This is a genomic window from Pseudomonas sp. KB_15 (genome assembly GCF_052114525.1).
GTDB lineage: Bacteria > Pseudomonadota > Gammaproteobacteria > Pseudomonadales > Pseudomonadaceae > Aquipseudomonas.
This window is the reverse complement of record NZ_JBFREX010000019.1, coordinates 75,889-94,284: the sequence shown is the minus strand read 5'-3', so window position 1 is coordinate 94,284 and position 18,396 is coordinate 75,889. Positions and strand designations below refer to the sequence as shown.

Here is an 18,396-nt window from a genome sequence, read left to right as displayed (position 1 = left end):
GGCTTGCTCGCGAAGCAGGCGACACGATTTATCTGGAAACCGCGTTATCGTTCTTCGCGAGCAAGCCCGCTCCCACACACGGCGAATCAGGCTTCAGTCTTGGCAGCAGCGGCCTTGGCGGCGGCGTCCTTGATCAGGCTCTGCAGCGAACCGTCAGCAGCCATTTCAGTCATGATGTCGCTACCACCGACCAACTCACCGGCAACCCACAGCTGTGGGAAGGTTGGCCAGTTGGCGTATTTTGGCAGGTTGGCGCGGATTTCCGGGTTCTGCAGGATGTCCACGTACGCAAACTTTTCGCCACACGCCATCACGGCCTGCGCGGCTTTCGCGGAGAAGCCGCACTGCGGGGCATTCGGCGAGCCTTTCATGTAAAGCAGAATGGTGTTGTTGGCAATCTGCTCTTTAATCGTTTCGATGATATCCATGGAGCACCTCGGCTGAACTTTCCGACTCATGGGTCGGCACGGTGGCGCATTGTAACGGAAAGCCGAGCGCCCTGCTCGGTCTCTCCGTCAGACTGATTCAAGCCGCCGCCACGGTCACCGGCACGCCATTGAGCGCAGCATTTCCCGACAACTCGTCAATCTGGCAGTCGTCGGTCAGGTCGTTGGCGCTGGACCCCGGCTGGCTGCTGGCAATCGTCATTTGCACACCCGGCCGCGCATGGCCCCAGCCGTGCGGCAGGCTGACCACTCCCTTCATCATATCCAGACTGCCAAGCACCTCAACCTCAATCACACCCACCCGTGAACTGACCCGCACACGTTGCCCGTCGCTGAGCCCGCGACTGGCCAGATCGTCCGGATGCATCAGCAACTGGTGACGTGGCTTGCCCTTCACCAACCGATGATAGTTATGCATCCATGAGTTGTTGCTGCGCACATGTCGGCGGCCAATCATCAACAACTCGTCGGCGGCCGGCGCCTGCAAGGCTGCGAAGCGCGTAAGGTCAGCGAGAATCGCGGCCGGCGCGGCCTGGATGCGTTGATTGGCCGTCTTCAGGCGTGGTGCCAGGTTGGGCTTGAGCGCTCCCAGATCGACGCCATGGGGATGATCGAACAAAGTCGCCAATGACAGCTTGTGCTCTGAAGTGTCGCCGTACATCCCCATGCGCAGGCCGCGATCGATCATTTGCGCCGGGGCGATGGTCGGCTTCAACTCTTTGCCGGTCCTGGCGGCAAATGCCTTGGCCAGCCCGACGAAGATCTCCCAGTCGTGCAATGCACCTTCGGGTTTGGCGAGGATTGCGCGGTTGAAACGGCTGACGTTGCGCACCGCAAACAGGTTGAACGTCGTGTCGTAATGGTCGTTTTCCAGCGCCGATGTGGACGGCAGGATCAGGTCGGCGTAACGCGTGGTTTCATTGATGTACAAATCGATACTGACCATGAACTCCAGACCGTCCAGCGCCTGCTCGAGTTTTCGGCCATTGGGTGTGGACAGCACCGGATTGCCCGCCACGGTGATCAACGCCCGTACCTGCCCGTCCCCTCCGGTGAGCATCTCTTCGGCCAGCGCCGACACCGGCAGCTCTCCGGCGTATTCCGGACGCCCGGAAACCCGGCTCTGCCACAAGTTGAAATGCCCACCCGAAGTCGTCGCCACCAGGTCCACCGCCGGTTCAGTGCACAAGGCCCCACCAACGCGATCGAGGTTGCCGGTGACCAGGTTGATCAACTGCACCACCCAGTGACACAGCGTACCGAAGGCCTGGGTCGAGACGCCCATGCGGCCATAGCAGACTGCACTCGGTGCCGCGGCGAAGTCCCGCGCCAATTGGCGGATCTGTTCCGCTGGTACGGCGCATAATGGGCTCATGGCCTCGGCGGTGAACGGCGCGACGGCGTCCCGCACATCCTCCAGACCGTCTACCGGCAGATGACTGTCGCGGGTCAGACCTTCAGCGAACAAGGTATTGAGCAGGCCGAACAACAACGCCGCATCGCCGCCAGGGCGCACGAACAGATGCTGATCGGCAATCGCCGCCGTTTCACTACGGCGCGGATCGACCACCACCACTTTGCCGCCTCGAGCCTGTATCGCCTTCAAGCGTTTTTCCACATCCGGCACGGTCATGATGCTGCCATTCGAAGCCAGTGGGTTGCCGCCCAGGATCAGCATGAAATCGGTGTGATCGATGTCCGGGATTGGCAGCAACAAACCGTGGCCGTACATCAAATGACTGGTCAGGTGATGGGGCAATTGATCGACCGAGGTGGCGGAAAACCGGTTGCGGGTTTTCAGCAGGCCGAGGAAGTAATTGCTGTGGGTCATCAGCCCGTAATTGTGCACGCTCGGGTTGCCTTGATAGACCGCCACGGCATTTTGTCCGTGATGCTCCTGAATGGCGGTGAGGCGTTCGGCAACCAGATTGAATGCCGCTTCCCACTCAATGGGCTGCCACTCATTGCCCACCCGCTGCATGGGCTGATGCAGACGATCCGGATCGTTCTGAATGTCTTGCAGGGCCACGGCCTTGGGGCAGATGTGCCCACGGCTGAAAGTATCCTGGGGGTCGCCCTTGATCGATGTGATCTGGACGTTACCGCCTTCGACCTCGGTGGTTTCGATGGTCAGGCCGCAGATGGCTTCGCACAAATGGCATGCACGATGATGGAGAGTCTTGGTCATGGCCAGTCTCTGTCTTGTTATGGGCGGGCAACGTTGGCCACGGAAGCAAAACTATGGCGCCAGACCCGTCACCGCGCCAGCGACGTTCGTCTTGTGAATCGAGGGTCATCAGGCCAGCCGATAGCCGCCAGAGCTGAGTTCGAAGGCAGCCTGGGCGGCGCCTGCAAGTGGATTTACTGAAGGGGTTCAATCGGTCCGTGGGGGGCCATGCACACCGGTCAGTTCGCCGATCAGGCGCCCGTGTTCGTCGAGCCTGGCAGGGATGAATGACAGGTCAGAAACCGACTGTCAGTGCACCATTGCCGCCCCGCCTGATTGCCAAGCCCCGAGAGGCCGGTGTACAAATGAGACGCTGCTGTCAGGAAACAAGCTTCAAAAGCGCTACCTCGGTGAACCCGTAGCACCTCTGAAACTCCCTAAAAACTGTAGCCCTATTGGTAAGACGCGACATTTAATTATAAGATCGCGCCTTCCCCTATTTCGTCGCCCCGTGCGGCTTACGCCGCAGGTCTCGCCCGTTGTTCCGTTAAACAAGGCTTTGAGCATCTGCGGTTTGTAGCAAAAAGGTAGTCAATGATGAGCGCAAGGCACTTTCTCTCCCTGATGGATTGCACGCCCGAAGAGCTGGTCAGCGTGATCCGTCGAGGCGTTGAGCTCAAGGACCTGCGTAACCGCGGCGTACTGTTCGAGCCTCTGAAAAACCGCGTCCTGGGGATGATTTTCGAGAAATCCTCGACCCGCACCCGGATCTCCTTCGAGGCCGGCATGATCCAGCTCGGCGGCCAGGCGATCTTCCTGTCGCCCCGTGACACTCAACTGGGCCGTGGCGAGCCGATCGGCGACTGCGCCATTGTCATGTCGAGCATGCTCGACGCAGTGATGATCCGTACCTTTGCCCACAGCAACCTGACCGAATTCGCCGCCAACTCCCGCGTGCCGGTGATCAATGGCCTGTCCGACGATCTGCATCCGTGCCAGTTGCTGGCAGACATGCAGACCTTCCTCGAACACCGCGGCTCCATCCAGGGCAAGACCGTGGCCTGGATCGGCGACGGCAACAACATGTGCAACAGCTATATAGAAGCGGCGATCCAGTTCGACTTCCAGTTGCGCGTTGCCTGCCCGGAAGGCTACGAGCCCAACCCGGTGTTCCTGGCCAAGGCCGGCGATCGGGTCACCATCGTTCGCGACCCGAAAGATGCTGTGCGCGGTGCGCACCTGGTAAGCACCGACGTCTGGACCTCCATGGGCCAGGAAGAGGAAACCGCCAAGCGCCTGCAGCTGTTCGCACCGTATCAGGTCAACCGCGCCCTGCTCGACCTGGCTGCTGAAGACGTGCTGTTCATGCACTGCCTGCCGGCGCACCGCGGCGAAGAAATCAGCGTCGACCTGCTCGATGACAAACGCTCGGTTGCCTGGGATCAAGCCGAAAACCGTCTGCACGCGCAAAAGGCCTTGCTCGAATTTCTCGTTCCGCCTTCGTACCACCACGCATGAGCCAGCCATTACTGCTTAACCTGCGCAACCTCGCTTGCGGCTATCAGGACCARCGAGTGGTTCAAAACCTCAACCTGCATTTGAACGCCGGGGACATCGGTTGCCTGCTAGGCTCTTCGGGCTGCGGCAAGACCACCACCCTGCGGGCGATTGCCGGTTTCGAGCCGGTACATGAAGGTGAAATCCAGTTGGCTGGCGAGACGATCTCCAGCGCCGGTTTCACCCTTGCCCCGGAGAAACGTCGCATTGGCATGGTGTTCCAGGACTACGCACTGTTTCCGCATTTGAGCGTGGCCGACAACATCGCCTTCGGCATTCGCAAGCATCCGCAAAAGGATCGCGTTACCGAAGAGCTGCTGGAACTGGTCAACCTGAAGAACCTCGGCAAGCGCTTCCCCCACGAGCTTTCAGGTGGTCAGCAGCAACGTGTCGCCCTGGCCCGCGCCCTGGCGCCGGAACCGCAACTGCTGCTGCTCGACGAACCGTTCTCCAACCTCGATGGTGAATTGCGCCGCAAGCTCAGCCATGAAGTGCGCGACATCCTCAAGGCCCGTGGCACCAGCGCGATTCTGGTGACTCACGACCAGGAAGAAGCCTTCGCGGTCAGCGACCATGTTGGCGTGTTCAAGGAAGGTCGCCTGGAACAATGGGATACGCCCTACAACCTGTATCACGAACCACTGACACCTTTTGTGGCGAGCTTCATCGGCCAGGGTTATTTCATACGCGGTCAGTTGAGCAGCCCGGAATCGGTACAAACCGAGCTGGGTGAGTTGCGCGGCAATCGGGCCTACACCTGGCCGGTAGGCGGTGCCGTGGACGTGCTGCTGCGCCCGGACGATATCGTCTATGCACCGGACAGCACACTGAAGGCGCGAATCGCCGGCAAGACATTCCTGGGTGCTTCGACCCTGTATCGCTTGCAGTTGCCGACAGGCGCACAGCTGGAATCGATCTTCCCGAGCCATGTCGATCGTCAGGTTGGGGCGGATGTGGGTATTCGTGTCGCGGCTGAACACCTGGTGTTGTTCCAGGCGTCTGGCAGCACGGCGGCGCAGATTCCGGTTGTTGAGTCGGGTGTCCGGCGTTACAGCGCGGCCAGCTGACACACAAAACCCCTGTAGGAGCGAGCTTGCTCGCGATGGCGTCGGATCAGTCAACAAACTTGTTGAATGTAATACCGCTATCGCGAGCAAGCTCGCTCCCACATTGGGTTTGCGTTAGCCCAGCATCAGCGTTCCGCTCGCAACCAGCGTCGCATTCCCGCCAATCTTCACCCGCTCCCCTTCCAGGCGGCAGAACAATTCCCCACCCCGGGCCGAACGCTGACAGGCCGTCAAGCTCGACTTGTCTAAACGCTGCGACCAGTACGGAATCAGAAGGCAATGGGTCGATCCGGTTACCGGATCTTCGTTGATGCCGATCGCTGGCGCGAAATAGCGGGACACGAAATCGTGCTGGCTGCCACGCGCCGTCACGATTGCGCCCAACCACGGCAGTTTCGCCAGGGCGACCATGTCCGGCTTGCAGTCGAGCACCGCTTGCTCGGACTCCAGCACCACAAACAGTTCATTGGAACCCAGCACATCGACAGCCTCAACGCCGAGGGCACGCTCGACATCCAGGGTCACGTCGATTTCCGAGGGAATGATCGCCGGGAAATCCAGCCACAGGCGCCCACCTTCACGGGTCACGCTCAGCGGTCCGGATTGGCAGGTGAAGTCCAGTCGTTCGACTGGTTCTTTATAGATTTCAAACAACACATAGGCACTGGCCAGCGTTGCGTGACCACACAATGGCACCTCGGTGGTCGGCGTAAACCAGCGGATGTGCCAGCCCTGCCCTTCGCGCACGACAAACGCCGTTTCGGCGAGGTTGTGTTCGGCGGCAATCTTTTGCATCAACTCATCGGCGAGCCAGCTATCGAGCCGATAGACCATCGCCGGGTTGCCACTGAATGGCTGATTGCTGAACGCGTCGACCTGATGAAACTCCAGCTGCATAACCTTCTCCCTTTGTCAGACCACGGAGCATGCCGCACGGACCGCACCGGCACCAGTGACAGAGCAGGCTGATTTTCACCATACAGAGCTGCGTTCACTTCGACGCTCACGTACGGCCGATATCGGCAAACTTCGCCTGGGTGTGTTCGGCCAGCACGGCCGGCGCCAGTTCGACTTCCAGTCCGCGCCGGCCCGCACTGACAAAAATACTGGCGAAGGGCTGGGCTGAATTATCAATGAAGGTTCGCAAACGCTTTTTCTGCCCCAGCGGACTGATCCCGCCCAACAGATAGCCAGTGGAACGCTGCGCCGCCGCCGGGTCGGCCATTTCGACTTTTTTCACGCCAGCGGCGTGGGCCAGCCCTTTCAAGTCCAGGCTGCCGACAACCGGCACCACCGCCACCAACAACTCCCCTTTTTCACTGGCCGCCAGCAAGGTCTTGAACACCTGGGCCGGGTCGAGCCCCAGTTTCTCCGCTGCTTCCAGTCCGTAGGAGGCGGCCTTTGGGTCATGTTCGTAACTGTGTATGCGATGTTCGGCCCGAACCTTTTTCAACAAATCCAATGCGGGGGTCATGGCAGCTCCAGAGTGGGCGGCAGAAGAAAAATACTGCGGCGGATTCTAGGACATTGATCGTTAAAAGGCTCCAGGGCAGCGCATCCATGACGCCATTGCCCAGCCTTCCCAGCACCCAAAGACTCGTTCATTCATGCGACGAATAGTTTATTTATGACCGATGGTTCACTTTCGACCTTTGACAGCAGTGTTTCTTGTCTATATTTTTTCGTTTCTGAAACTGTACGAAACGTCCTACCGCAGCACCCAGCAGTAAACCGCGACCAGGATGGGGATCCTGCCTCGCTGAAAACCGCGCTTCGACCATGATGGAAAAAGCGCCAGACAACAAAAAAAACCGAGGTTTCAATGACAACTGCTTTACAACAACCGTCGCTCTCGAGCCAATGCATGGCCGAATTCCTGGGTACGGCGCTGCTGATCTTTTTTGGTACGGGTTGCGTTGCCGCGCTCAAAGTCGCGGGTGCCAGTTTTGGCTTGTGGGAAATCAGCATTATCTGGGGCGTCGGCGTCAGCATGGCGATCTACCTCACCGCCGGAGTTTCCGGGGCACATCTGAACCCCGCCGTCAGCATTGCCCTGAGTATTTTCGCGGACTTCGAAAAGCGTAAACTACCTTTCTACATGCTTGCTCAAGTGGCAGGCGCCTTCTGTGGAGCGCTGTTGGTTTACACGCTTTACAGCAATCTATTCTTCGAATTCGAACAAACGCACCATATGGTTCGCGGAACCCAGGCAAGCCTTGAATTGGCCTCCGTGTTCTCCACTTTCCCGAATCCTGTGCTGACCACCGCCCAGGCGTTTCTGGTCGAGGTGATCATTACGGCCATCCTGATGGGCGTGATCATGTCCCTGACCGACGACAACAATGGCCTGCCAAAAGGCCCGCTGGCACCGCTGCTGATCGGCCTGCTGATTGCGGTGATCGGCAGCTCGATGGGACCGCTGACCGGTTTTGCCATGAACCCGGCGCGGGACTTCGGCCCTAAACTGATGACTTTCTTCGCTGGCTGGGGTGAAATTTCCTTCACCGGCGGACGCGATATTCCGTATTTCCTGATTCCTGTTTTTGCACCGATTGTCGGTGCCTGCCTCGGTGCTGCCGCCTATCGCGGGCTGATTGCCCGCCATCTGCCCAGCGCCGTGCCTGCTACAAATGACGCACTACCTGCCATTGACGGCAAACCCAGAACTTCTTGATACCGTTGGCGCGTGCCCCTGCCCTTTGATCGCGCGCCAGACCTCACTCCCTTATTCACCCCAAGGCAATCGACATGACCGACACACAGAATAAGAACTACATCATTGCCCTCGATCAGGGTACGACCAGCTCCCGCGCGATCATTTTCGACCGCGACGCGAACGTGGTCTGCACCGCCCAACGGGAGTTCGCCCAGCATTACCCGCAAGCCGGCTGGGTCGAGCATGACCCGATGGAAATCTTCGCCACCCAAAGCGCCGTGATGGTCGAGGCCCTGGCGCAAGCCGGCCTGCACCACGACCAGGTGGCAGCCATCGGTATCACCAACCAGCGCGAAACCACCGTGGTGTGGGACAAGAACACCGGCCGCCCGATCTACAACGCAATCGTCTGGCAATGCCGACGCAGCACCGAGATCTGCCAGCAGCTCAAACGCGATGGTCACGAGCAATACATCAGCGAAACCACCGGCCTGGTCACCGACCCCTACTTCTCCGGCACCAAGCTCAAGTGGATCCTCGACAATGTCGAAGGCAGCCGCGAACGTGCGCGCAACGGCGAGCTGCTGTTCGGCACCGTCGACAGCTGGCTGATCTGGAAATTTACCGGCGGCAAGGTGCATGTCACCGACTACACCAACGCTTCGCGCACCATGCTCTTCAACATCCACACCCTGGAGTGGGACGCGAAGATGCTGGAGATGCTGGATATTCCGCGCGAAATGCTGCCGGAAGTTAAATCGTCCTCGGAAATTTATGGCCATACCAAAAGCGGCATCGCCATCGGCGGCATTGCCGGTGACCAGCAAGCCGCCCTGTTCGGACAGATGTGCGTCGAGCCAGGCCAGGCGAAAAACACCTACGGCACTGGCTGCTTCCTGCTGATGAACACCGGTGACAAGGCGGTGAAATCCCAACACGGCATGCTGACCACCATCGCTTGCGGCCCCCGTGGCGAAGTGGCCTACGCGCTGGAAGGCGCGGTGTTCAACGGCGGTTCTACCGTGCAGTGGCTGCGTGACGAACTGAAAATCATCAACGACGCCCACGACACCGAATACTTCGCCAACAAGGTCAAGGACAGCAACGGTGTGTACCTGGTGCCGGCCTTCACCGGTCTTGGCGCTCCCTACTGGGACCCGTACGCCCGTGGCGCACTGTTTGGCCTGACCCGCGGTGTACGCGTGGATCACATCATTCGTGCCGCGCTCGAGTCGATTGCCTACCAGACCCGCGATGTGCTGGACGCCATGCAGCAGGACTCCGGCGAACGCCTCAAGGCCCTGCGCGTGGATGGCGGCGCGGTGGCCAACAACTTCCTCATGCAGTTCCAGGCCGACATCCTCGGCACCCAGGTCGAGCGCCCGCAAATGCGCGAAACCACCGCACTCGGCGCCGCTTACCTGGCAGGCCTGGCCTGTGGCTTCTGGGGCAGCCTGGAAGAGCTGCGTGGCAAGGCCGTGATCGAGCGCCAGTTCGAGCCGACCCTGGATGAAGCTGCGAAGGAAAAACTCTACGCCGGCTGGAAAAAAGCCGTCAGCCGCACCCGCAATTGGGAGGCTGAAGACTCGGCTGAATAAGCCAGGCCCCAGACTCGTATCTGGTTGTAACTGGTAGGGAGCGGATTCCTGCGGCATCATGGGCAAATTTTGCACGGCAGCCCAAAGGACGCCCCATGAATCTGCCTCCCCGTCAGCAGCAAATCCTCGAACTGGTCCGCGAACGCGGCTATGTCAGCATCGAGGAAATGGCCACGTTGTTCGTTGTTACACCGCAGACCATCCGCCGCGATATCAATCAGCTCGCGGAAGCCAATTTATTGCGTCGCTACCACGGTGGCGCCGCCTATGATTCCAGTGTCGAAAACACCGCCTACGCCATGCGCGCCGATCAGATGCGCGACGAGAAACAGCGTATCGGCGAAGCCATTGCCGCGCAGATTCCCGACCATGCCTCGTTGTTCATCAACATCGGGACCACCACCGAATCCATTGCCCGGGCACTGCTCAACCACAGTCACCTGAAGATCATCACCAACAATCTGCATGTGGCGTCGATGCTCAGCGCCAAGGATGACTTCGACGTGCTGCTGACCGGTGGCAACGTACGGCGCGACGGCGGTGTGGTGGGTCAGGCCAGTGTCGACTTCATCAACCAGTTCAAGGTCGATTTCGCCCTGGTGGGCATCAGTGGTATCGATGAGGACGGTAGCCTGCTGGATTTCGACTATCAGGAAGTGCGGGTATCCCAGGCGATCATCGCCAATGCCCGACAAGTGATCCTCGCAGCCGACTCCAGCAAGTTCGGGCGCAACGCCATGATTCGCCTGGGGCCGATCAGCCTGGTCGATTGCCTGGTCACCGATCAGCAGCCTTCGCCAGCGCTGGCGCAGCTGCTGAACCAGCACAAGGTTCGGCTGGAAGTCGTTTAACCTCACCGCTATATCTATGGCGCCTGCACCGCCGCCATCGCGAGCAAGCTCGCTCCCACAGTGATTGATGGCGTACACAAGTTTTGTGACCGACTCAATTCCTTGTGGGAGCGGGCTTGCCCGCGAAGACGATCGCACATACAGCACCCCTCTTGCGCCATAACGCGCATCAAAATGTTCGTAAATTTTCCTTTAACGGCCCTTCGATGAGTATTTTCAATCGAAGCTGACTGGCTGCGCGCCTCTTTATGGGCTAGTATTTTCGCAAATGAACATTAATGTTCGATTTCAAATACAGAACATAAAAGAATTCCGAGGCCGAGCCGATGCCCACTTCCACCTTGTCTACGCCCCCTCTCGCCGAGGTTTACGATATCGCCGTCATCGGTGGCGGGATCAATGGCGTGGGGATCGCAGCGGATGCTGCCGGTCGCGGCCTATCGGTGTTCCTTTGTGAAAAGGATGACCTGGCCAGCCATACTTCGTCGGCCAGCAGCAAGCTGATCCACGGCGGCCTGCGCTACCTCGAACATTACGAATTCCGCCTGGTGCGTGAAGCCCTGGCCGAACGTGAAGTACTGCTGGCCAAAGCACCGCACATCGTCAAGCAAATGCGCTTCGTGCTGCCACACCGCCCGCACCTGCGCCCGGCGTGGATGATCCGTGCCGGTCTGTTCCTCTATGACAACCTGGGCAAACGCGAGCAACTGCAAGGTTCGAAAAGCCTGAAGTTCGGTCCTGACAGTGCCCTGAAAAGCGAGATCACCAAGGGTTTCGAATACTCCGATTGCTGGGTCGACGATGCGCGACTGGTGGTGCTGAACGCCATGGCCGCCCGGGAAAAAGGCGCCCACGTTCACACTCAGACCCGCTGCGTCAGTGCGCGGCGTACCAAGGGCCTGTGGCACCTGCACCTGGAACGCGCCGATGGCAGCCTGTTTTCGATCCGCTCCAAGGCATTGGTCAATGCGGCCGGGCCATGGGTCGCCAGGTTCATTCGTGATGACTTGAAGATGGAATCGCCATATGGCATCCGCCTGATCCAGGGCAGCCACCTGATCGTGCCGAAACTGTACGAAGGCGAACACGCGCACATCCTGCAAAACGAAGATCAGCGCATCGTGTTCACCATTCCGTACCTGAACCGCTTCACCCTGATCGGCACCACCGACCGCGAGTACACCGGCGATCCGGCTGCCGTTGCAATTACCGACGGCGAAACCGATTACCTGTTGAACGTGGTCAACGCCCACTTCAAAAAGCAAATCAGCCGCGACGACATCCTGCACAGCTATTCCGGCGTGCGCCCGCTGTGCAACGACGAATCCGACAACCCGTCGGCCGTGACCCGCGATTACACCCTGGCGCTGTCGGGCTCTGGCGAAGAAGCTCCGTTGCTGTCCGTATTCGGCGGCAAACTCACAACTTATCGCAAACTGGCCGAGTCGGCGCTGGGGCAACTGGCACCGTACTTCAAGCACATCAAGCCAAGCTGGACCGCCAGCGCCACGCTACCGGGCGGTGAAGACATGACCACCCCGCAAGCCTTGACCTCGCGTATCCGCGACAAATTCGACTGGGTACCGAGCGAGATCGCTCGCCGCTGGGCCACCACCTACGGCAGCCGTACCTGGCGCATGCTCGAAGGCGTACAGGATCTCAGCGATCTGGGTGAACACATCGGCGGCGGTCTCTACACCCGTGAAGTCGACTATTTGTGCAGCGAAGAATGGGCAACCAGCGCCCACGATATCCTCTGGCGTCGTAGCAAGCTCGGTTTGTTCACGACGGTGGCCGAACAGGAAAAGCTCAAGGACTACCTGAACAAGGTCGAACAGAACCGTAGCAAGATCGAAGCGGCCTGATCGATCACCGGCATAAACAAAAGCCCCTGAATCTCACGATTCAGGGGCTTTTTCGTATCGATGGATTTCAGTCGCGCAAATCCGATTCGTGAATAGGCTGCTCACGGTGGGTCGCCCGCTGATACTGTGCCGGCCACACGGCCTTGTGCCCGCCCAGATCGTCATCTGCATGCAGCGCCCAGTACGGATCGCGCAACAACTCACGGGCCAGGAAGATGATATCGGCCTGACAGGTGCGCAGGATGTGCTCGGCCTGGGCCGGCTCGGTAATCATGCCAACCGTGCCGGTGGCCATGCCCGACTCCTTGCGCACACGCTCGGCGAAGCGGGTCTGATAACCCGGCCCTGTGGGAATCTCCGCATTCGCCGCGGTCCCGCCCGACGAGACATCGATCAGGTCCACGCCCAGGTCTTTCAGGCGGCGCGCCAACTCCACGGTTTCATCAGGGTTCCAGCCGTCTTCCACCCAGTCGGTGGCCGAGACCCGGACAAACACCGGCAACTCTTCAGGCCACACCGCACGCACCGCTTCGGTGACCTGCAGCACCAGCCGAATGCGATTTTCGAACGAACCGCCATATTGATCGCGACGCTGATTGCTCAACGGCGACAGGAACTGGTGCAGCAGGTAACCATGGGCCGCGTGGACTTCGACCACCTTGAAACCGGCAATCAGAGAGCGCTTTGCCGCGTCGACAAACGCCTGGATCACCTTGGCGATCTCGCCGTCATCCAGTTGTCTGGGTTGCGTGTGCTGTGGGTCGAACGCAATCGGCGAAGGTCCCACCGGCACCCAACCGCCATCATCGGGTTTGACGCTGCCGTGTTTGCCAATCCATGGCCGGTAGGTACTGGCCTTGCGCCCGGCATGGGCCAGCTGAATGCCGGCAACGGCGCCCTGTGCGTTGATGAAGCGGGTGATGCGTTGCAGGGGGTCGATCTGCTCGTCATTCCACAGACCGAGGTCCTGAGCGGTGATACGCCCGTCGGCGGTGACCGCCGTGGCTTCGGTAAACACCAGCCCTGCCCCGCCGACAGCACGGCTGCCGAGGTGGACCAGGTGCCAGTCATTGGCCAGGCCATCGGCGCAGGAATACTGGCACATCGGCGATACCGCGATGCGGTTGGGCAGGGTCAATTGGCGAATGCTAAAGGGTTCAAGCAGCAGACTCATGGGGCACCTCTTCGAATCAGTGGGCAGGCTCCAGGTTCTGTTTGAATAGTCGACGAGTGACAGGAAAAAGGTACAACACCCGCCCCCGCGGGCAAAAAATTCGACAAGACGTCACAAGGCTAAAATCAAGCAGTGTTTAGAGCCTAGTCGACATCGACGGATCAGGGAGGGTTCCGAGGGATTTGGTGGAGAGGAAATCGCTTTGGTTATTGTAGGAGCGAGCTCGCTCGCGATGGTCGTGAACGATAATGCGCTAAACCTGATACCCAGGGGCGCCATTGGGTTTTTCGCGAGCAAGCTCGCTCCTACAGGGGGTCAACGCGGTTCGATGTGGGCAATCATCAGCTGAACTGTCTCGTTCCCGCGAAACTCGTTGAGGTCGAGTTTGTAGGCCAGTTCCACCCATTTGATGGTCGGATTCGGCCAGATGTCGCGGTCGATCCCGAAGGCAATGCCGTCGAGTTTCACCGAACCACATTCACTTTTGAGCACGACTTTGAGGTGCCGTTCGCCAACGACGCGCTGCTCGACCAACTGGAATACCCCATGAAACAACGGCTCCGGGAAGTGCTGCCCCCATGGGCCGGCATGCCGCAGGGCACGGGCCAGTTCCAGGTGAAACTCTTCCACCGCCAGGGTGCCGTCCGAAAGCAGGCGGCCGGTCAGGTCTTCCTCGCGCAGTTGCCGGCGCACTTCAGCGTCAAAAGCTTCGGCGAACAAGGGGAAGTTCGCTTCCGGCAGCGTCAGGCCGGCCGCCATGGCGTGGCCACCGTACTTGGTGATCAGGTTCGGATGCTGCGCCGCCACCACACTCAAGGCGTCGCGGATGTGAAAGCCCTGGACCGAACGCCCCGAGCCTTTGAGCAGGCCATCTCCGGCATCGGCAAAGGCGATGGTCGGGCGGAAATAGCGCTCTTTCATCCGTGACGCGAGGATACCGATGACGCCCTGATGCCACTCGGGATCGAACAGGCACAAGCCGAACGGCATCGACTCCACCGGCAGATCCTTGAGCTGTGCCAGCGCTTCGCGCTGCATGCCCTGCTCGATGGACTTGCGATCCTGGTTCATGCCGTCCAATTGAGCAGCCATCTCACGGGCCAGACCTGAGTCTTCGGTCAGCAGGCATTCAATGCCCAGGCTCATGTCATCCAGGCGCCCCGCCGCGTTCAGGCGCGGGCCGACAATGAAGCCCAGGTCGGTGGAGGTGATGCGCGCATGATCGCGCTTGGCCACTTCGAGGATCGCCTTGATCCCCGGCCGGGCACGTCCGGCACGAATCCGTTCCAGGCCCTGATGCACCAGAATCCGGTTGTTGGCATCCAGCGGCACCACGTCGGCCACGCTGCCCAAGGCCACCAGATCGAGCAATTCGCCGATATTCGGCTGCGGCTTGCTTGTGTACCAGCCGAGTTCGCGCAATCGCGCACGCAGGGCCATCAGCACATAGAAAATCACCCCGACACCCGCCAGTGCCTTGCTCGGGAACGCGCAACCCGGCTGGTTCGGATTGACGATGGCGTCGGCCAACGGCAGTTCGTCGCCGGGCAAGTGGTGGTCGGTGACGAGCACCTTGAGCCCGGCCTTTTTCGCCGCGGCCACGCCATCTACGCTGGAGATGCCATTGTCCACGGTGATCAGCAGATGAGGCTGGCGCTCCAGCGCCACCGCAACGATTTCCGGTGTCAGGCCATAGCCGTAGTCGAAACGGTTAGGCACCAGGTAATCAACATGTGCAGCACCCAACAGGCGCAAACCCAGGGTGCCCACGGTGCTGGCCGTCGCGCCGTCGGCATCGAAGTCGCCGACGATCAGAATGCGCTGACGCTGTTCGAGCGCCGTCACCAGCAGGTCCACGGCGGCATCGATACCCTTGAGTTGCTGGAACGGAATCAACCGCGCCAGGCTCTTGTCCAGTTCCGCCTCGGATTGCACGCCTCGCGCCGCGTACAGGCGGGTCAGCAGCGGCGGAATATCACCGAGGAATGGCAGGGTATCGGGCAGCAGGCGAGGTTCGATGCGCATGGGGTGACAGGGGCTTCTCTTGAATGTGTGGGATCAATCGGGGGATGACGCAGCCTCAGCCGCGCTCGCCGAGCAACCAGGTCAACTGGACTTCATGCTGACCACGGTCGTCGGTGACGAAGATCGTCCCTTCGCTGATCATCACGTCCCACTTGATAACCCGTGGCATGTCTTTGGCCAGGGTCTCCAGGACTTCCTGAGGCACGGCAGCGATGTTGACGTTCTTCAGGTTTTTCACCGCCGGCACCACTTTGCCTTCCCACACGCGCAGGCTGCCATAGGCCAGCAGGCTGGTGCGCTCAGTGCGGCGCGAACACCAGGTCAGGCGCTCGGCATCCGGCTGGCCGACTTCTATCCAGTGCAGGACACGGTCATCCAGGCTTTTTTCCCACAAGGCCGGTTCATCCACTTCCGACAGACCACGGCCAAACGACAGCTGCTCGTTGTACCAAAGGGCGTAGGCCAGCAGGCGTACGGTCATGCGCTCTTCGGTTTCCGAAGGGTGACGGGCGATGGTCTGCTTCACGTTCTCATAGACGCTGCGGTCAAGGTCGGTGAGGTTCAGTTCAAACTTGTAGGTCGTGGACGGCTGGGCCATGAACGGGCTTCTTGATACGAGGAAAGTCGGCAAGTCTACCCGATGCGACGGGCAATCCACGAATAGAACACAATCAAGCTGGAGCGTCGGACAGTCGGCTATGTTAAAACCCTCTATTCGCTCAACCTTTGCCCCCACAGGATCCAGCATGTCGCTCACCGCCAAACCGCTTTCCGGTCTGAAAGTCATTGAATTGGGCACCTTGATTGCCGGCCCGTTTGCCTCGCGCATTTGCGCCGAATTCGGTGCCGATGTGATCAAGGTCGAATCCCCGGACGGCGGTGATCCATTGCGCAAATGGCGCAAGTTGTATGAAGGCACTTCGTTGTGGTGGTTCGTCCAGGCGCGCAACAAAAAGTCTCTGACCCTCAATCTCAAACACCCCGACGGTCAGGCGATCCTGAAACAGCTGCTGGGTGAAGCAGACATTCTGATCGAAAACTTTCGTCCCGGTGTCCTGGAAAAACTCGGCCTGGGCTGGGATGTCCTGCACGCCTTGAACCCGAAACTGGTCATGGTGCGGCTGTCGGGTTTCGGCCAGACCGGCCCGATGAAGGATCAGCCCGGCTTTGGCGCGGTCGGTGAATCCATGGGGGGGCTGCGCTACATCACCGGCTTCGAAGACCGGCCACCGGTGCGCACCGGCATTTCCATCGGCGACTCGATTGCCGCGCTCTGGGGCGTGATCGGCGCGTTGATGGCCCTGCGTCATCGCGAAGTCAACGGCGGCCAGGGGCAAGTGGTGGACGTGGCGCTGTACGAAGCCATCTTCGCCATGATGGAAAGCATGGTCCCGGAGTTCGACGTGTTCGGCTTCATCCGCGAACGCACGGGCAATATCATGCCCGGCATCACCCCGTCCTCGATCCACACCAGTGCCGATGGCAAGCATGTGCAGATCGGCGCCAATGGCGACGCGATCTTCAAACGCTTCATGCTGATCATTGGCCGGGAAGACCTGGCCAACGACCCTCTGCTTGCCAGCAACGATGGCCGCGATGCCCGACGCGACGAGATCTATGGCGTCATCGATCGCTGGGTCAACTCGTTGCCGCTGGACAGGGTGCTGGCGCTGCTCAATCAGGCCGACGTGCCGGCCAGCCGGATCTTCAGCGCCGAAGACATGTTCAATGACCCTCAGTACCTGGCGCGAGAAATGTTCCTGCAAGCCAAGCTGCCGGATGGCAAGGACTTCAAGATGCCGGGCATTGTGCCGAAACTCTCAGAGACGCCCGGTGAATGTGAATGGGTCGGGCCACAACTGGGTGAGCACAACACACAGGTACTCCAGGAACTTGGCTATGACGCGACGCAGATCGCACAGTTGCGCAAAGACGGAGCCATCTGAACCCAGGCGCCTGCCTCGACGCTGCCCGTCGCGCGGCGGGTGGCTGCTGTGCATGCTGGCGATTTTACTCTTGCTCCTTGAACCGCTCCCGTCAGCCCTGGCTCAAACCCGGGAAACCCTGATCTGGCTCAAGCGCGACCTGCCGCCGCTGACGATTTTCGATGGGCCGAAAAAAGGCCAGGGTGTCATCGATCAACTGCTTCCACTGTTGATTGCCGGCATGCCGCAGTACCAGCACCGCGTGATGAGGGTCAATCGCGCGCGTGGACTGCAAATGCTCCACGAACCGTCTCTCGTCTGCGACGCGGCGCTGAACTGGAGCAAGGAGAGGGAACAGTGGATCGCCTTTTCCATCCCGGTCTTCCGCGCCATGAGCAATGGCCTGGCCGTGCGGCGTGCTGACCAGAAAGTGTTGGCCCCCTTTATCAAGGACGGCGAAGTGGACCTGGCAGCGCTGCTCGCCAGCGGCAGTGAAAAACTGGGGATCATTGCCGAGCGCAATTACGGCGAATACCTCGACGGGCTGCTCAAGCAAGCGCCAGCCGAAGCGCTGACCCCTCATTACGGCAACGATGCCTTGGGCAGCCTGCTGCAAATGCAGCGTCTGGGACGCTTGCGCCTGCTGTTGGGCTATCGCCCGGAAATTCGCTACCAGGCCTCGCTGCAAGGCATCGCCGAGGATGAATTGCAGTTCTATCCGATTCGCGGCACGGGCAAATACCTGTCCGGCTACATCGGTTGCACCGACACGCCAAAGGGCCGGCAGGCCATTGTCGAGATCAACCAGGTGCTGCGCACCCTTCCCCGCGAACGCCTTGACGAGGCCTACGCCGCCTGGCTGGATCCGGAGAGTCGCAGCGATTACCTGAAAGACACCAAGGCGTTTTTCGACAATCTGGCGCAACCATGACAAATCCCGGGCAAAAAGAAACCCCGGGAAGTGGGGAGACGACCCGGGGTTAAACGTGGCCTGCTTGAAGACCAGTAGCAGCAAGCTACAAGCACCGGAGCACAATGCTTGATCCTGCCGTTACAAAGTCTGAC

Annotated in this window: 15 protein-coding genes; 8 read left to right on the top strand and 7 right to left on the bottom strand. The window is 60.0% G+C overall.

Annotation, left to right across the window (positions count from 1 at the left end):
• Positions 1-86: 86 nt before the first annotated feature.
• Both grxD and AB4Z35_RS17270 read right to left on the bottom strand, forming a co-directional pair.
• Complete coding sequence (gene grxD, locus AB4Z35_RS17275) at positions 87-428, bottom strand: Grx4 family monothiol glutaredoxin (protein ID WP_007985871.1); 342 nt, start codon at positions 426-428, stop codon at positions 87-89.
• A 97-nt stretch (positions 429-525) separates the two neighbouring features.
• On the bottom strand, positions 526-2,634 hold the full coding sequence (locus AB4Z35_RS17270; RefSeq protein ID WP_442098283.1) for a molybdopterin oxidoreductase family protein: 2,109 nt from the start codon (positions 2,632-2,634) through the stop codon (positions 526-528).
• A 576-nt stretch (positions 2,635-3,210) separates the two neighbouring features.
• On the opposite strand from AB4Z35_RS17270, the gene argF reads away from it, so the two are divergent.
• Both argF and AB4Z35_RS17260 read left to right on the top strand, forming a co-directional pair.
• Positions 3,211-4,131, top strand: a complete 921-nt coding sequence (gene argF / locus AB4Z35_RS17265; protein ID WP_033063257.1) for an ornithine carbamoyltransferase — start codon at positions 3,211-3,213, stop codon at positions 4,129-4,131.
• Positions 4,128-5,237 carry an ABC transporter ATP-binding protein gene (locus AB4Z35_RS17260; protein ID WP_442098281.1) on the top strand — a complete coding sequence of 370 codons (1,110 nt, stop codon included), beginning with the start codon at positions 4,128-4,130 and terminating at the stop codon, positions 5,235-5,237. The genes argF and AB4Z35_RS17260 overlap by 4 nt, the downstream gene beginning before the upstream one ends.
• A 114-nt stretch (positions 5,238-5,351) precedes the next feature.
• Here AB4Z35_RS17260 and AB4Z35_RS17255 read toward each other — a convergent pair whose 3' ends face one another.
• Both AB4Z35_RS17255 and ybaK read right to left on the bottom strand, forming a co-directional pair.
• Positions 5,352-6,134: a PhzF family phenazine biosynthesis protein gene (locus tag AB4Z35_RS17255; protein ID WP_310054137.1), complete on the bottom strand. Its 783-nt coding sequence runs from the start codon at positions 6,132-6,134 to the stop codon at positions 5,352-5,354.
• 106 nt (positions 6,135-6,240) lie between these two features.
• Positions 6,241-6,711 carry a Cys-tRNA(Pro) deacylase gene (ybaK, locus tag AB4Z35_RS17250; protein ID WP_310054135.1) on the bottom strand — a complete coding sequence of 157 codons (471 nt, stop codon included), beginning with the start codon at positions 6,709-6,711 and terminating at the stop codon, positions 6,241-6,243.
• A gap of 348 nt (positions 6,712-7,059) precedes the next feature.
• Between ybaK and AB4Z35_RS17245 the strand changes: the two genes are divergently transcribed.
• From AB4Z35_RS17245 to glpD, 4 genes are all read left to right on the top strand, one after another.
• Positions 7,060-7,911: an MIP/aquaporin family protein gene (locus AB4Z35_RS17245; protein ID WP_442098279.1), complete on the top strand. Its 852-nt coding sequence runs from the start codon at positions 7,060-7,062 to the stop codon at positions 7,909-7,911.
• Between the two features lie 74 nt (positions 7,912-7,985).
• Positions 7,986-9,491, top strand: coding sequence for a glycerol kinase GlpK (glpK, locus tag AB4Z35_RS17240; RefSeq protein WP_442098278.1), 1,506 nt, complete (start codon positions 7,986-7,988; stop codon positions 9,489-9,491).
• Between the two features lie 95 nt (positions 9,492-9,586).
• Positions 9,587-10,342, top strand: coding sequence for a DeoR/GlpR family transcriptional regulator (locus tag AB4Z35_RS17235; RefSeq protein ID WP_007971301.1), 756 nt, complete (start codon positions 9,587-9,589; stop codon positions 10,340-10,342).
• 326 nt (positions 10,343-10,668) lie between these two features.
• Entirely contained in the window at positions 10,669-12,207 is a 1,539-nt protein-coding gene (gene glpD / locus AB4Z35_RS17230; protein ID WP_442098277.1) for a glycerol-3-phosphate dehydrogenase, read from the top strand.
• A 67-nt stretch (positions 12,208-12,274) separates the two neighbouring features.
• Here glpD and AB4Z35_RS17225 read toward each other — a convergent pair whose 3' ends face one another.
• From AB4Z35_RS17225 to AB4Z35_RS17215, 3 genes are all read right to left on the bottom strand, one after another.
• Positions 12,275-13,381 carry an NADH:flavin oxidoreductase/NADH oxidase gene (locus AB4Z35_RS17225; protein ID WP_442098276.1) on the bottom strand — a complete coding sequence of 369 codons (1,107 nt, stop codon included), beginning with the start codon at positions 13,379-13,381 and terminating at the stop codon, positions 12,275-12,277.
• A gap of 315 nt (positions 13,382-13,696) precedes the next feature.
• On the bottom strand, positions 13,697-15,406 hold the full coding sequence (gene recJ, locus AB4Z35_RS17220) for a single-stranded-DNA-specific exonuclease RecJ (protein WP_007998513.1): 1,710 nt from the start codon (positions 15,404-15,406) through the stop codon (positions 13,697-13,699).
• Positions 15,407-15,461: 55 nt separating this feature from the next.
• Positions 15,462-16,004, bottom strand: coding sequence for a YaeQ family protein (locus AB4Z35_RS17215; protein ID WP_108228554.1), 543 nt, complete (start codon positions 16,002-16,004; stop codon positions 15,462-15,464).
• A 148-nt stretch (positions 16,005-16,152) separates the two neighbouring features.
• Between AB4Z35_RS17215 and AB4Z35_RS17210 the strand changes: the two genes are divergently transcribed.
• Positions 16,153-17,352: a CaiB/BaiF CoA transferase family protein gene (locus AB4Z35_RS17210; protein WP_442098274.1), complete on the top strand. Its 1,200-nt coding sequence runs from the start codon at positions 16,153-16,155 to the stop codon at positions 17,350-17,352.
• Positions 17,306-18,262, top strand: coding sequence for a TIGR02285 family protein (locus AB4Z35_RS17205; RefSeq protein WP_442098273.1), 957 nt, complete (start codon positions 17,306-17,308; stop codon positions 18,260-18,262). The genes AB4Z35_RS17210 and AB4Z35_RS17205 overlap by 47 nt, the downstream gene beginning before the upstream one ends.
• The last annotated feature ends 134 nt before the right edge of the window (positions 18,263-18,396 follow it).